At 67.1% G+C, this 14,618-nt stretch carries 13 protein-coding genes; 4 read left to right on the top strand and 9 right to left on the bottom strand.

All coding sequences use genetic code 11. The features are described from left to right. The first annotated feature begins 5 nt into the window (after window positions 1–5). The gene (locus tag ACFOES_RS06155) at window positions 6–734 is read left to right on the top strand and encodes a hypothetical protein (RefSeq protein ID WP_377832321.1); all 729 of its coding nucleotides are present in this window, start codon (window positions 6–8) and stop codon (window positions 732–734) included. A gap of 150 nt (window positions 735–884) precedes the next feature. Then, complete coding sequence (locus ACFOES_RS06150; protein ID WP_377832320.1) at window positions 885–1,172, top strand: hypothetical protein; 288 nt, start codon at window positions 885–887, stop codon at window positions 1,170–1,172. A gap of 51 nt (window positions 1,173–1,223) precedes the next feature. Here ACFOES_RS06150 and ACFOES_RS06145 read toward each other — a convergent pair whose 3' ends face one another. From ACFOES_RS06145 to ACFOES_RS06120, 6 genes are all read right to left on the bottom strand, one after another. Further along, on the bottom strand, window positions 1,224–2,534 hold the full coding sequence (locus ACFOES_RS06145; protein ID WP_377832319.1) for a branched-chain amino acid ABC transporter permease: 1,311 nt from the start codon (window positions 2,532–2,534) through the stop codon (window positions 1,224–1,226). Continuing rightward, on the bottom strand, window positions 2,531–3,541 hold the full coding sequence (locus tag ACFOES_RS06140) for a branched-chain amino acid ABC transporter permease (protein ID WP_377832318.1): 1,011 nt from the start codon (window positions 3,539–3,541) through the stop codon (window positions 2,531–2,533). The genes ACFOES_RS06145 and ACFOES_RS06140 overlap by 4 nt, the downstream gene beginning before the upstream one ends. Before the next feature lie 2 nt (window positions 3,542–3,543). After that, the gene (locus tag ACFOES_RS06135; protein WP_377832317.1) at window positions 3,544–4,248 is read right to left on the bottom strand and encodes an ABC transporter ATP-binding protein; all 705 of its coding nucleotides are present in this window, start codon (window positions 4,246–4,248) and stop codon (window positions 3,544–3,546) included. 59 nt (window positions 4,249–4,307) lie between these two features. Further along, window positions 4,308–5,090, bottom strand: coding sequence for an ABC transporter ATP-binding protein (locus tag ACFOES_RS06130; protein ID WP_377832316.1), 783 nt, complete (start codon window positions 5,088–5,090; stop codon window positions 4,308–4,310). Between the two features lie 163 nt (window positions 5,091–5,253). Beyond that, a complete protein-coding gene (locus ACFOES_RS06125) occupies window positions 5,254–6,438 on the bottom strand; it encodes an ABC transporter substrate-binding protein (protein WP_377832315.1) in 1,185 nt (394 codons plus the stop codon). 170 nt (window positions 6,439–6,608) lie between these two features. Continuing rightward, window positions 6,609–7,580, bottom strand: coding sequence for a GlxA family transcriptional regulator (locus ACFOES_RS06120; RefSeq protein WP_377832314.1), 972 nt, complete (start codon window positions 7,578–7,580; stop codon window positions 6,609–6,611). A gap of 269 nt (window positions 7,581–7,849) precedes the next feature. On the opposite strand from ACFOES_RS06120, the gene ACFOES_RS06115 reads away from it, so the two are divergent. Next, window positions 7,850–9,220 (top strand): class II 3-deoxy-7-phosphoheptulonate synthase, encoded by a 1,371-nt coding sequence (locus tag ACFOES_RS06115; RefSeq protein ID WP_377832313.1) that lies wholly within the window; start codon window positions 7,850–7,852, stop codon window positions 9,218–9,220. Between the two features lie 171 nt (window positions 9,221–9,391). Here the strand turns inward: ACFOES_RS06115 and ACFOES_RS06110 are convergent, their stop codons facing one another. Then, window positions 9,392–9,505 (bottom strand): entericidin EcnA/B family protein, encoded by a 114-nt coding sequence (locus ACFOES_RS06110; RefSeq protein ID WP_377832312.1) that lies wholly within the window; start codon window positions 9,503–9,505, stop codon window positions 9,392–9,394. 4 nt (window positions 9,506–9,509) lie between these two features. After that, a complete protein-coding gene (locus tag ACFOES_RS06105; protein ID WP_377832311.1) occupies window positions 9,510–11,330 on the bottom strand; it encodes an extracellular solute-binding protein in 1,821 nt (606 codons plus the stop codon). Between the two features lie 400 nt (window positions 11,331–11,730). Between ACFOES_RS06105 and rnd the strand changes: the two genes are divergently transcribed. Further along, complete coding sequence (gene rnd, locus ACFOES_RS06100; RefSeq protein WP_377832310.1) at window positions 11,731–12,888, top strand: ribonuclease D; 1,158 nt, start codon at window positions 11,731–11,733, stop codon at window positions 12,886–12,888. 72 nt (window positions 12,889–12,960) lie between these two features. Here the strand turns inward: rnd and ACFOES_RS06095 are convergent, their stop codons facing one another. Next, window positions 12,961–14,586 (bottom strand): alpha-amylase family glycosyl hydrolase, encoded by a 1,626-nt coding sequence (locus ACFOES_RS06095; RefSeq protein WP_377832309.1) that lies wholly within the window; start codon window positions 14,584–14,586, stop codon window positions 12,961–12,963. Window positions 14,587–14,618 lie beyond the last annotated feature (32 nt).

Below are 14,618 nucleotides of genomic sequence, written 5' to 3'. Positions count from 1 at the left end.
CCAGCATGATCGTCGTCGAATCCATCGGTTTCGCCGGTACCCACAGCCTCAGCCATATCCTGTCGCGGCTGCCCGGTTTCGAGGTCAGCCATGGCAGCCAGAACTTCGAAACCCGCGCACCGGTCGGGCAGGGATCGCAAACCGTCGAGGCCTTCGCCGACAGCATGGTCCGCACCGCCGCGGCGGGGAAACGGCCGGTCGCGGTGCATTGCCTGTTCGACCCGGCCCGGTTCAAGCCCGCCTGCGAGCGGCGCGGGATTCGCTTTCACCTGCTGGTGCGCGCGCCCGCGGCGCAGATCGACAGCTGCTATGCCTGGGCGGCGAAGAAGGTGCTGGCGGGCGATCAGGCGGCCTTCGTCGCGGCGCTGCAGAACGCGCTCGACCTGCTGCAGCGGCTGGGCGTGGCGCTGTCCTTGCCGAACCTGCTTTACGCCTATGCCTGCGGTCATGTCTGCGGCTACACGCTTGCCGGTCTCGAGGCGGGCGCCGTGCCGTTGCAGATGGAGCGGGTTCTGAACGACGAGAGCGCCTTCCGCGCCGCCTTCGAGGTGCCGCAGGAGGTGGAGCTGGAGGGGATCGGCGGCGACGGGACCCGGCTGGCCTCGCACCGGGCCGACCCGGCGCTGGCGGCGCTGGCGGAACCGGAGCGGGCGGCGATCCTGGCCAGGATGCGGTTCCAGAGCGGCGGCCGCAGCTGGAGCGTCGCCGAGATCGCGGCGGCGCTGGGATATTGACGGCGCGGGCGCCCGGCGCGCTCCGCGTGCCCCGTCGGGGCCTCGTCGCGGCGAAGACGGCTTGAAGGGGCTGATGCGCGGCGGCGGCGTGTTTCGACAGAATCGCCCTGAGGGTGTATTGGTTAACGATTAGTTAACCGGAGGCATTTCGTGAAACACATTCTTTGGAGCTTGGCCCTCGGTGTGGCCATGGTGCCGGCGGGTGGCCTGTTGGCCGAAACGCCTGCCGCGGACACCGGGCCATTGTTCCTCGCGCCGTCAGTGACTGTAACGGCGGATGGGCTTGACCGGCTCGACGCCGCGCTGGCAGGGGCAGGGCGGCGCTACGCCGCCGCATGCTGCAAGATCTGCCGCGCGGGCAAGGCCTGCGGCAACAGCTGCATCTCGCGCGCGAAGAGCTGTCACAAGGGGCCGGGCTGCGCCTGCGACGCGAGATAAGAAAAGGGCGGGCCCATGGGCCCGCCCTTTGACGTTGCGATGGGCCGGGGCCTATTTCTCCGGGATCAGGCCGCGCGGGCTGAAGCGGAGCACCAGCAAGAGCACGAGGCCCATGGTCAGCAGACGCATGTGCTGGGTCGAGTCGAGCAGGTGCTGCTTGAGGCCGGAATCGTCGGGCAGCGGCATGGTGATGACATGCATCAGCAGCTTGCCCAGAGGCTCGACCTGGACCCAGAGCAGCCAGATCAGCATCGCCCCCAGCACCGCGCCCCAGTTGTTGCCCGAGCCGCCGACGATCACCATCACCCAGATCAGGAAGGTCCAGCGCAGCGGCTGGAAGGTGGTCGGCACGAACTGGCCATTGTAGGTCGCCATCATCGCCCCGGCGATGCCGATCACGGCCGAGCCGAGGACGAAGATCTGCAGGTGGCGCTTCTTGACGTCCTTGCCCATCGCCTCGGCCGCGTCCTCGTTGTCGCGGATCGCGCGCATCATCCGGCCCCAGGGCGATTTCAGCGCCATTTCGGCCAGGGTCAGCACGATGGCGAGGACGATGACGAACAGCACCATGTAGAGCAGCTTGACCACGATCGACGAGGCGATCAGCGGGTCGTAGCCCCAGCTATGGGCCCATTGCACGAAGCCGGCGTTGTTCTGCAGGTCGACCTCGAGCGGCACGATGAAGGGCCGCGGCAGGCCGGTGACGTTCTTGACGCCGCGGTCGAGCCAGTCCTCGTTCTTGAGCACCGCGATGATAATCTCGGCGATGCCCAGCGTGGCGATGGCGAGGTAGTCCGAGCGCAAGCCGAGCGCCGTCTTGGCCACCAGCCAGCCGGCGCCGGCGGCGATCAGCCCGCCCACCGGCCAGGCGATCAGCACCGGCAGGCCGAGGCCGCCGATATTGCCGGCGCTGGCCGGGTTGATCGCCTCGACCGCCGAGACCGCCGGATCGAAGACCATGCGGTAGAGGACGAAGCCGACGATCAGCACCGCCAGCATGGCGAGGACGCGCGGCTTGCCCTTGGGCAGCCGGATCCAGGTCTGGACCGCGCCGAGGATCGTCGCCGCGCCGATTGCCAGCGCGATCAGGATGCGCCAGCCGCCGGCGGCCCAGGCCCCGCCGTCATAGGGCGTGGCGATCAGCACCATGGCCAGCCCGCCAAGCGCGGTGAAGCCCATGACGCCGACGTTGAACAGCCCGGCATAGCCCCATTGCATGTTGACGCCGAGCGCCATCACCGCGCCGATCAGGCCGATATTGATGTTGAGCAGGGCGCTGTTCCAGCTCTGGATGAAGCCGGTCAGGATGAACAGCGCCGCCACGGCGACGAAAAGCGAGACGTTCTTCATGGAGGTGCTCATACCGATTTCCCCTTGAACAGCCCTGTCGGTTTGAACAGCAGCACGATGACGAGGATGCCGAAGGAGACCGCGTATTTGTAGTCGGTCCCCATCAGCTGGACGAGGCTGTCGGGCGCCATGCTGGCCGGCAGCAGATAGGTCAGGACCTTCTTCCAGGCATAGGTGACCGCGACCTCCGAGAAGGCGACGACGAAGCCGCCGCCGATGGCGCCGAGCGGGTTGCCCAGCCCGCCGACCACGGCCGAGGCGAAGATCGGCAGCAGCAGCTGGAAGTAGGTGAAGGGCTTGAACGACTTGTCGAGCCCGTAGAGCACCCCGGCGATGGTCGCCAGCGCGGCGACGATGATCCAGGTGATGGCGACGACGCGCTCGGGGTTGATGCCCGAGAGCAGCGCCAGGTCCTCGTTGTCCGAGAAGGCGCGCATCGACTTGCCGGTGCGGGTGCGGTTGAGGAACCAGAACAGGGCGGCGACGACGATGACCGCGGTGACGATGGTGATCACCTGGGTCGATTTCAGCGCCAGCCCTTCATGCAGGCCGAGGGCGCGCTTGAAATTGCCCGCCTTGATGATGAAGCGGGTGCCGTCGGCGAAGTTCTGTTCGCCGGTGCCGATGATGAAGCGGACGATGCCGTTCATGATGAACATCACGCCCATCGAGACGATCACCAGGATCACCGGCGCCGCCTTCTGCTTGCGGTAGAAGCGGTAGACCGCGCGGTCCGTGCCCAGCACCAGAAGGGCCGTGGCGGCGATGCCGAAGGGCAGGCCGAGCAGGGCGGTGGGCAGCGGCCCGAGGGTGATGCCCCAGTGCTGGAACAGCCAGGTGAAGAGGATCGTCACCATGGTGCCGAAGGCCATGGTGTCGCCATGGGCGAAGTTGGAAAAGCGCAGGATGCCGTAGACCAGCGTCACGCCGAGCGCGCCGAGCGCCAGCTGGGCGCCGTAGGCGGTGGCGGGGATGACGACATAGTTCGCCAGCGCCACGATCGCGTTGAGGAAATCCATGCTCAGCCCCCCAGGAAGGATTTGCGGACTTCCGGGTCGGCCAGCAGGGCCTCGCCGGTGTCGGTGTAGCGGTTGGCGCCCTGGACCAGGACGTAGCCCTTGTCGGCGATCTCGAGCGCCTGGCGGGCGTTCTGCTCGACCATCAGGATCGAGATGCCGGTGCGGGCGACCTCGATGATGCGGTCGAAGAGCTCGTCCATGACGATCGGCGAGACGCCGGCGGTCGGTTCGTCGAGCATCAGCACCTTGGGCTGGGTCATCAGCGCCCGGCCGACGGCGACCTGCTGGCGCTGGCCGCCCGAAAGCTCGCCCGCCGCCTGGCGGCGCTTGTCGCGCAGGATCGGGAACAGCTCGTAGACCTGTTCCATCGTGCCCGAGATGTCGTCGCGGCGCAGGAAGGCGCCCATCTCGAGGTTCTCCTCGACGGTCATCGAGGTGAAGATGTTGTGGGTCTGCGGCACGAAGGCCATGCCCTTGGCGACGCGGTCCTGCGGGCTGAGCGCGGTGATATCCTCGCCGTCCAGCTTCACGTGGCCGCTGCGCAGTTTCAGCATCCCGAAGACCGCCTTCATCGCGGTCGATTTGCCGGCCCCGTTCGGGCCGACGATCACGGCGATCTCGCCCTTCTCGACCGCGACGGTGCAATCGTGAAGGATGTCGACGGCGCCATAGCCGCCCGTCATCGCCTCGCCAATCAGAAATGGCATTGGTTTCTGTCCCCCAAGCTGTGGGTCAGAACGTCAAAGGGCGCGCCCATGGCACGCCCTCACGCTCCGACTTTCGCCTTGTTCTTCAGGCCGGTGCCGAGATAGGCCTCGATCACGGCTTCGTTTTCCATGATGTGGTCGGCCGAGCCCTCGGCCAGCACCTTGCCCTCGGCCATGACGATCACCGGATCGCAGAGCCGGGCGATGAAATCCATGTCGTGCTCGATGACGCAGAAGGTGTAGCCGCGTTCCTTGTTGAGCCGGACGATGGCATCGCCGATGGTGTTGAGCAGGGTGCGGTTGACGCCGGCGCCGACCTCGTCGAGGAAGACGATCTTGGCATCGACCATCATCGTCCGGCCGAGTTCCAGCAGCTTCTTCTGGCCGCCGGAGATGTTGCTCGCCTTCTCGTCGGCGAGATGGGTGATGGTGAGGAAGTCCAGCACCTCGTCCGCCTTCTCGCGCAGCTTGCGTTCCTCGGCGGCGACGGCGCCGCGGCGGAACCAGCAGTTCCACAGCGTCTCGCCCGACTGGGCGGCCGGCACCATCATCAGGTTCTCGCGCACGGTCATCGAGCCGAACTCGTGCGCGATCTGGAAGGTGCGCAGCAGGCCGCGGTGGAACAGCTCGTGCGGCGGCAGGCCGGTGACGTCCTGGCCGGCCATCATCACCCGACCCGAGGTCGGCGGCAGCCGCCCGGCGATGACGTTGAACAGCGTGGTCTTGCCGGCCCCGTTGGGACCGATAAGGCCGGTGATCGAGCCTGCGCGGATCTCCAGCGAGGCGCCGTCAACGGCATGGAACCCGCCGAAATGCTTGTGCAGATCTTCGACGACGATCATATATGTCTCCCCCTTGGGCTCTCCGTTCGCCGTACCGGACCGGGGGAAACCCCGGGGGGCCGGACGGGCCAGAGGCGCCTATTTTTCTTCTGCGGGCGGCTTTAGCTATGACAAAGGCCCAGGGCAAGCCCCGGGCCAATGCTTTTTCTTCACCAGATGGCGATCACTTGTATTCCAGAGTGACGCGCTTGCCGTCCTTGAAGCCGTAGATCTTGTAGTTGCCGCGGGCTTCGCCGGGGCCGATCAGTTCCACGGCCGAGGCGCCGACATAGTCGATGTCCTTGCCTTCCGAGATCAGCTTGAGCGCCTTGCCCAGCTGGCCGGGATAGATCTTCTCGCCCGGGGCGTTGGCGACGTCCATCACCTTGTCCTTGTAGACCTTGGAGTCGGTCGAATGGGCGGCCTGCATGGCAAGCATGATCAGCGCGGCGGCGTCGTAGGACTCGGCGGTGAAGGACGAGGTGCCGTCGAAGCCGGCCTTCTTGGCCAGGTCGATGAAGTCCTTGGCGCCCTGGCTGTCGGTGCCGGGAACGTCGCCGATGGTGTTGTCCAGGTCCTTGCCGAAGGTCTTCATCAGCACGTCGCCATACATGCCGTCGGGCAGGTAGAAGCTGTCGAAGGCGCCGGTGTCGAGCGCGGCTTGGATGATGCCCTTGCCGCCCTGGTCGACATAGCCGGCAACCACCAGCATGTCGCCGCCGGCCGAGGCCAGCGAGCCGACTTCGGCCGAGTAGTCGGCCTTGCCGTCCTCATGCGGGACCGAGATGGTGACCTTGCCGCCGGCCTTCTCGTAGGCTTTCTGGAAGCTGTCGGCCAGACCCTTGCCGTAGTCGTTGTTGGTATAGGTCAGGGCGACCGACTTGATGCCCTTGCCCATGATCACGTCGGCCATCACCTGGCCCTGGCGGGCGTCCGACGGCGCGGTGCGGAAGAACAGGCCGTCATCGGGCGCGGTGGTCAGGCCCGGCGAGGTCGCCGAGGGCGAGATCATCACGACGCCGTTCGGACGCGCGACGTTCTGCAGAATGGCGCCGGTGACGCCCGAGCAGTCGGCGCCCATGATGCCCTTGACCTTGTCCGAGGTCACCAGGCGTTCGGCCGTCGCGGTGGCGGCGGTTGCGTCGATGCAGGTCGAGTCGCCACGGTCGGCCACGATGGTGTCGCCGTCCATGAAGTTGCCCGAGGCGTTGACTTCCTTCATCGCCATCTCGGCGGCGTCACCCATGGCCGGGGTGATGGATTCCAGCGGCCCGGTGAAGCCCAGGATCACGCCGATCTTGACGTCCTTGGCCGTGGCGCCGGTCGCCGCCAGCGCGCAGGCCGCGGTGGCCAGAAGAAGTTTTTTCATTTCATACTCCCATGTTGGATCGAAACCCTGCGGCAACCCTAGAGGGGCAAATCGGAAAAGAAAAGCCATTCGAATGGGTAACATCACGGATCGGAATTGGGCCTGTTTCAGCCCCCGGCCGGGGCCGGCATTTCCCTTGAAAATCCGCGCGATCGGAGGGGGACAGGAGGCTAGATCGACAGCCGCGTGCCGTGGGTGCCGCGTTCACGATACGGTGTTGTGCTGTAATGGGCGCGATAGCATTTCGAGAAATGCGACGGGCTGGCGAAGCCGCAGGCCAGGGCCACGTTGATCACGCTCATATCGGTCTGCATCAACAGGTTACGCGCCTTCTGCAGCCGCAGTTCCATGTAGTAACGCTTGGGGCTGCGGTTGAGGTAGCGGCGGAACAGCCGTTCGAGCTGGCGCGTCGACATGCCGACCTCGCGCGCCAGCTCCGACGGGCTGACCGGGTCCTCGATCGCGTTCTCCATGCGCTGGATCACCCCGGCCAGCTTGGGGTGGCGGACGCCGATCCGGGTCGGGATCGACAGCCGCTGGGTGTCCTGGTCGGTGCGGATGGTGGAATAGATCAGCTGGTCGGCGACGGTATTGGCCAGCTCGTCGCCGTGGTCGTCGGCGATGATCTTCAGCATCAGGTCGATCGACGAGGTGCCGCCGGCGGTCGACATCCGGTTGCCGTCGACGACGAAGACCGACTTGGTCAGGTTGACCTCGTCGAATTCCTCGAGAAAGCCGTCCTGGTTCTCCCAGTGGATCGTCGCCCGCTTGCCGTCCAGCAGCCCGGCCCGGGCCAGCGGGTAGGCGCCGGTGCACAGCCCGCCCAGCACCGCGCCGCGGCGCGCCTCGCGCCGGAGCCAGTTCAGCACTGCCTTGGTGGTCGCCTTCTGGACGTCGATGCCGCCGCAGACCAGCACCACGTCCTCGCGCGTCAACTCGTCCAGCCCCATGTCGAGCTTGAACGAGGCGCCGTTCGAACAGGTGACGAACTCGCCGCCTTCGCCGGCCAGCGCCCAGCTGTAGAGCTCGCGCCCGGCGATGCGGTTGGCAATGCGCAACGGCTCGACGCCACCGGCGAAGGACAGCATGGTGAACTGGTCGAGCAGCAGGAAGACGAAGCGCCGCGGCGTGCCCGTGCGCATGGAGCCGGGCCGGGGTCCGGTGCCGGAAGCCGCGGGGCGCGTTGCCGGGGCGGAGGATGCCGGGGCGATTCTGCGCGAGGTATTTGTCATGGCGCGACCAGTCTATGTCGAATCTGGCGCACGGAAACAGGAATCGTCATTCGCCGCAAGAGATACGACGGCATGGCCGGGGCTCGGGGAAGGCGGGATTGGCGCTTTGCATCGCCGCGCCCCTTGCTTATAAGGCCCCCCAGGCGCGGACCCCCGCGCTGTAACTGCTGGAGAGGACCATGACCAAGGGCTGGAACAAGTCTGACTGGCGCGCCCTGCCGCGCGTGCAGATGCCCGATTATCCGGATCGGGATGCGCTGAACGCTGTCGAGGGACAGCTTGCGAAGTTTCCGCCGCTGGTCTTTGCCGGCGAGGCGCGCCGGCTGAAACGCAAGCTGGGCGAGGTCGCCGAGGGCCGCGCCTTCCTGCTCCAGGGCGGCGACTGCGCCGAGAGCTTTGCCGAATTCTCGGCCGACAACATCCGCGACACTTTCAAGGTGATGCTGCAGATGGCGGTCGTGCTGACCTATGGCGCCAAGGTGCCGGTGGTGAAGGTCGGCCGCATGGCCGGGCAATTCGCCAAGCCGCGCTCGGCGCCGATGGAGAAACAGGGCGATGTCGAGCTGCCGAGCTATCGCGGCGACATCATCAACGGCTTCGACTTCACCCCCGAGGCGCGGATCCCCGATCCGGCGCGGATGCTGCAGGCCTATACCCAGGCGGCGGCGACGCTGAACCTGCTGCGCGCCTTCTCGACCGGCGGTTTCGCCGACATCCACCGGGTCCACAGCTGGACGCTGGGCTTCGCCGAGAGCGACAAGGCCGAGCGCTACCGCGAGCTGTCGAACCGGATCTCGGACGCGCTCGACTTCATGACCGCGGCCGGGGTCAACGGCGAGACCAACAAGGCGCTGTCGACGGTCGATTTCTACACCAGCCACGAGGCGCTGCTGCTGGAATACGAGGAGGCGCTGTGCCGGATCGATTCGACCTCGGGCCTGCCGGTGGCGGGCTCGGGCCACATGATCTGGATCGGCGACCGCACCCGGCAGCCCGACGGGGCGCATGTCGAGTTCTGCCGCGGCGTGCAGAACCCGGTCGGGCTGAAATGCGGGCCGTCGCTGACCACCGACGACCTCAGGGTGCTGATCGAGAAGCTGAACCCCGAGAACGAGGCCGGCCGGCTGACCCTGATCGCCCGCTTCGGCGCTGGCAAGGTGGGCGACCACCTGCCCAGGCTGGTGCGCGCGGTCGAGGAGATGGGCGCCAAGGTGGCCTGGACCTGCGATCCGATGCACGGCAACGTCATCAAGTCGGACTCGGGCTACAAGACCCGGCCGTTCGACCGCATCCTCAGCGAGGTGCGCGAGTTCTTCGCGGTGCACAATGCCGAGGGGACGATCCCGGGCGGGGTGCATTTCGAGATGACCGGCCGCGACGTCACCGAATGCACCGGCGGCGTCCGGGCGGTGACCGACGAGAACCTGTCGCTGCGCTACCACACCGCCTGCGACCCGCGGCTCAACGCCAGCCAGTCGCTGGAACTGGCCTTCCTGGTCGCCGAGGAACTGTCCTCGCGCCACCAGATGCAGCGCGCCGCGGCGCTGTAAGCCGATCGTCGGAGGGGCGCCTCGGCCCCTCCGGGTCCGCCTCAGGACCGCGTCGCCGGCGGGCGACGGTCGCAGAGGCCGGAAAAGGAAAGGGGGGCTGACTGCCCCCCTCGACCTGCGGCCTGACCCCCCGAGGATATCTCCCCTGAGAGGAAATGGCCGGGTTGGTTGCTAGAACCAGCTGCCGACGCGTTGCGCGGTGCCGGAGATGTCGCGGCCGATGCCGTCGACGGTGTTGCAGGCGGCGAGCCCCAGAAGGCACACCAGAAGGAGTGTTTTTTTCATGCTCTCAGTCCTCATACCACCAGACATCGGGGAGAAAGCCGGGCCAGTCCCCCCAAATCGGCAGGTGCGAAGGATATTTCAGATGGCGGGAATGGGCAATGCGCGAGACATCGGAATACCAGAATGGGATGACATAGCGTCCCGTGGTCAACACCCGGTCCATCGCCCGGGTGGCGGCGACGAATTCGTCATGATCCTTTGAGGTCAGCAGGGTGTGGATCATCGCCTCGGCGGCGGGCGAATTCATCCCCATCCAGTTGCGGGTGCCCGGTTCCGTCACGCCTTCGTGACCCCAGTAGAGCATCTGCTCGTTGCCCGGCGACATGCTCAGGGCGCGGATATACCAGGTCATGTCGAAATCGTAGCTGTTGGTGCGCTCGACATATTGGGCGCTGTCGACGGTGGTGATCCGGGCCTGGATGCCCAGCCGCTTGAGCGCCTGGATGTAGATGTTGACCGCCGCCTCGATGCTGGCGGCGCCCTGGGGCAGCAGCACGTCGAAGGCGAAGGGCTGGCCGGCGGCGTTCTTGAGCACGCCGCCCTGGACGGTCCAGCCGGCCTCGGCCAGCAGCTTGACCGCGCGGCGCAGGTTGCGCCGGTTGCGTTCGCTGCCGTCGGATTTCGGCAGGCCGTAGCCCGACAGCGCCCCGGGCAGCAGGCTGTCCTTGAACGGCTCGAGCAGGGCGCGGACCTTGCCCGTCGCCGGACCGGGGCGCATGCCGAGGGTGGAATTCGAGAAATAGGAGGTGATCCGCGGCTCGGCCCCGCCATTCACCGTCTCGTTGATGAATTCGAAGTTGAAGGCGTCGATCAGGGCCTGGCGCACCCGCCAGTCCTTGAAGATCGGCTTGCGGGTGTTGAAGACCAGCCCGGCGATGCCCGAGGGCCGGTGATGCGGGATGGTGTCGAGCACAACCTCGCCCGACCTTGCCGCCGGGAAGCCGTAGCTGTTGGCCCATTTCACCGGGTTGCCTTCGCGGTAGATGTCGATCTCTCCGGCCTTGAAGGCCTCGAACATGGCGCTGGCATCGCCGAAATAGTCGACGCGGATCTTGGCGAAGTTGAAGCGGCCGCGGTTGAAGGGCAGGTCCTTGCCCCACCAGTCCGGGTTCTTCCTGAAGGTGATGAAGCGGCCCGGCTCGAAGTCGTCGACGACATAGGGCCCCGAGCCGACAGGCGGCATCAGCGTCGAGGCGCCGAAATCCTTGCCCTGCCACTGCGCCTTTTCCAGCACCGGGCGCAGGCCGAGGATCAGCGGCAGCTCGCGATCCTCGGTGTTGAAGGTGAAGCGGACCGTGCGCGGCCCGGTCTTCTCCGCCGTCGCCACCTTGGCCCAGGCGCCGGCATAGAGCGGATGGCTCTTGGCCAGGGTCTTGAACGACCAGATCACGTCCTCGACCGTGACCGGGTTGCCGTCCGAGAACCGGGCCTTGGGGTTGAGCGTGAATTCGACCCAGTGACGATTCGGCCCGGTGCGCACCGATTCGGCGAGCAGACCGTAAAGGGTGAAGGGCTCGTCGATGCTGCGGCCGAGCAGCGTCTCGACCGTCAGCGATGACAGGTACCACGGCGCCCGGCCCTTGAGCGTGAAGGGGTTGAGGGAATCGAAGCCGCCGACATCGCCCAGCCGCAGCGTCCCGCCCTTGGGCGCGTCGGGATTGGCATAGGGCAGGGACACAAAATCGGGTGGCAGGGCGGGGCTGCCATACATAGCTATGCCATAGCCCGGATCGGAGCCGGAATCAGCCGACTCGGCCGCTGCCGCGTAAGCAGTCGCAACCGCCAGCGCCATGCCGAACAGCATGTTGAAAAAACCTGCCCTCATCGCCGCAACAATCTGTCTGCCCTTGTTTTGCTTGGCTTGCAGGGTAGAGGGGCTTTGCAGGCTTTTCAAACTTTTAGCTTGGCCCTGAGGTCAAGAATGCGTATAAAGGGGGCACTGCTCGATAGGTTTCTTGCCTGTATGAAACCTGCCTCAATAACTTAACGCCCGCCTCGTGCGGGCGTTTTTTTTGGCCCGCTGCCGGCAGGCCCGGCAAGAGGCGCGCGGTGCGGCAAAGAGCGCGGCGCCGAGGGGCGGGTCGAGGGGCGGGCCGGGGGCGGACGGAGGGCCGGACGGAGGACCGGGCTGAGGGCCGGACGGCCCGGGGCTTTCCTTTCCGGTCCGCGGCGCCTATAGCACTCGGGCGGGATGACCCCGCGCGACAGCGACAGCCGGAAAAGGCATGAAGACTCTCACAACGACCGAAGAGCTGGCCCGCTTCTGCGAGGCCGCCAAAGCCGCCCCCTATGTCACCCTTGACACCGAATTCCTGCGCGAGCGCAGCTACTGGTCAAAGCTCTGCCTGATCCAGATGGCGCTGCCCGAATCGCAGGGCGGCGAGGCCGTGCTGGTCGACCCGCTCGTCGAGGGGATGTCGCTCGAACCGCTTTACGACCTGTTCCGCCATACCGACACGGTCAAGGTGTTCCACGCCGCTCGGCAGGATCTCGAGATCTTCTATGTCGAGGGCGGCGTGTTTCCCGATCCGCTGTTCGACACCCAGGTCGCGGCGATGGTCTGCGGCTTCGGCGAACAGGTCGGCTACGAGACGCTGGTGCGCAAGGTCGCGCATGAGAAGCTCGACAAGACCTCGCGTTTCACCGACTGGTCGCGGCGGCCGCTGAGCGAGGCGCAGAAGACCTACGCGCTGGCCGATGTCACCCATCTGCGGGTGATCTACGAATATCTCGCCGCCGAGATCGAGAAGACCGGGCGGCACAAGTGGGTCGAGGAGGAACTGGGCGTCCTGACCGAGCCCAAGACCTATGTCACCGACCCGGCCGAGGCCTGGAAGCGGGTCAAGACGCGGACCAATTCGGGCAAGTTCCTCGCCGTCGTGCGCGAGCTGGCCCGGTTCCGCGAGGAATATGCCCAGGGCCGCAACATCCCGCGGGCGCGGGTGTTCAAGGACGACGCCCTGCTCGAGCTGGCCTCGACCAAGCCGAGCTCGATCGAGGATCTGGGCCGCTCGCGGCTGCTGCTGCGCGAGGCCCGGCGCGGCGAGATCGCCGAGGGCATCCTCGCCGCGGTCAAGGCCGGGCTGGCGGTGAAGCCCGAGGACGCGCCGAGCCTGCCGGCCGGGCGCCAGCAATTGCAGGTCAACCCGGCGCTGGCCGATCTGCTGCGGGTGCTGCTGAAGGCGAAATCGGAAAGCTCGGGCGTGGCGGCGAAGCTGATCGCCTCGGCCTCCGATCTCGACATGATCGCGGCCGGCGAGCGCGACCTGCCGGCGCTGCATGGCTGGCGCGCCGAGGTCTTCGGCGCGGACGCGCTGCGGCTGTGCGACGGCGAGATCGCCTTGGGCGCCAAGGGGAATTACGTCCGGGTCGTCAAGCTCTGACAGCCGGCTGGGCCTGCGGGCAGGGCCGGGGGCCAGCCCCCGGGCCCCCGGAGTATTTCAGCAAAGAAGAAATCAGGCCGGTGTGAGGCCTGGGCGCGCAGCGCCGGGCGGGGGCGCGAGGAAGGCGAAGCCGTTGCCGGGCAGGGCGAGGCTGGTCTTGCTCAGGCTGGCCTGCGACGGGCCGATCAGGCGGGCGTCGCCGGTCAGGGTCAGGGCGCGCGGGGCCGGCGACAGGTTGTAGAGGCAGAGCACCGGCTCCGGTCCGTCGCGCCAGAAGCCGAGCAGCGGCTCGGGCAGGGCGAGGAAGGTGGTTTCGCCCGAGACCAGCGCCGGGGTGGCGCGGCGGAATGCCAGCAGATCGCGATAGGCCTCCAGCACCGAGCCCTTGCCCTGGGTCGAGACGGCATGGGCCTGCTGGGCCGGCTTGACCGGCAGCCAGGGCGTGCCGGTGCTGAAGCCGGCCGCCGGCGCCTCCGCTTCCCAGACCATCGGCGTGCGGCAGCCGTCGCGGCCCTTGTTGTCGGGCCAGAAGGTCAGGCCGACCGGGTCGGTGAGCTCTTCATAGCTCAGCTCGGTCTCGGTCTGGCCCAGCTCCTCGCCCTGGTAGAGGCAGAGCGTGCCCTGGAACCCGGCCAGCAGCGCCGCCGCCTGCCGCGCCAGCGCCGTGCGGCTGCTGCCGTGCTCGGCCCAGCGGGTGACGTGGCGGATGACGTCGTGGTTGGAGAAGCTCCAGCACGGCCAGCCGTCGGGCGCGGCCTTGTAGAAGCCCTCGACCGTGTCGCGGAAATGGGCGGCGGTGAATTGCGGGCCGAGCATCTCGAAGGAATAGGCCATGTGCAGCCGGTCGGTGCCGCGGGTGTAGTCGGCCATCAGCGCGACCGCGTTATGGGCGTCGCCGACCTCGCCCACCAGCATCCGCCCGTCATAGCCGTCGAGCAGGGCGCGCATGCGCTGCAGGAAGGCGATGTTCTCGGGCTGGTTCTTGGAATAGCGGTGCAGCTGCATGTCGTAGGGATTGCCCGGCGGCCAGTCTTCGCCAGCGCGCAGCGGTGCTGGAGGATTGCTGCGCAACTTCTTGTCGTGGAAATAGAAATTGACCGTGTCGAGGCGGAACCCGTCGACCCCGCGGTCGAGCCAGAAGCGCATCGTGTCGAGCAGCGCGTCCTGCACCTCGGGGCAGTGGAAGTTGAGGTCGGGCTGCGCCGCCAGGAAGTTGTGCAGGTAATATTGCCGCCGGCGCGGCTCCCAGGCCCAGGCCGGGCCGCCGAAGACCGAGAGCCAGTCATTGGGCGGCGCGCCGTTGGCCAGCGGATCGGCCCAGACATACCAGTCGGCCTTGGGATTGTCGCGGTCGGCGCGGCTTTCGGCGAACCACGGGTGCCGGTCCGAGGAATGGCTGAGTACCTGGTCGATGATCACCTTCAGGCCGAGCGCGTGGGCGCGCCGCACCAGCGCGTCGAAATCGGCCATCCGGCCGAACAGCGGATCGACGGCGGTGTAGTCCGAGACGTCGTAGCCCATGTCGGCCATCGGCGAGGCGAAGAACGGCGACAGCCAGATCGCGTCGGCCCCCAGAGCCGCGACATGGTCGAGGCGGCGGGTGATGCCGGGCAGGTCGCCGATACCGTCGCCGTCGCTGTCCTGAAAGCTGCGCGGATAGATCTGGTAGATCACCGCGCCGCGCCACCAGTCGTTCATGCCTTGCGCTCCTTATCCCCGAGTCGGGGCGA

The organism is Acidimangrovimonas pyrenivorans (assembly GCF_042643245.1).
In the GTDB taxonomy this organism is placed as follows: Bacteria; Pseudomonadota; Alphaproteobacteria; order Rhodobacterales; family Rhodobacteraceae; genus Acidimangrovimonas; species Acidimangrovimonas pyrenivorans.
This window is presented reverse-complemented; position numbering and strand designations above follow the sequence as displayed.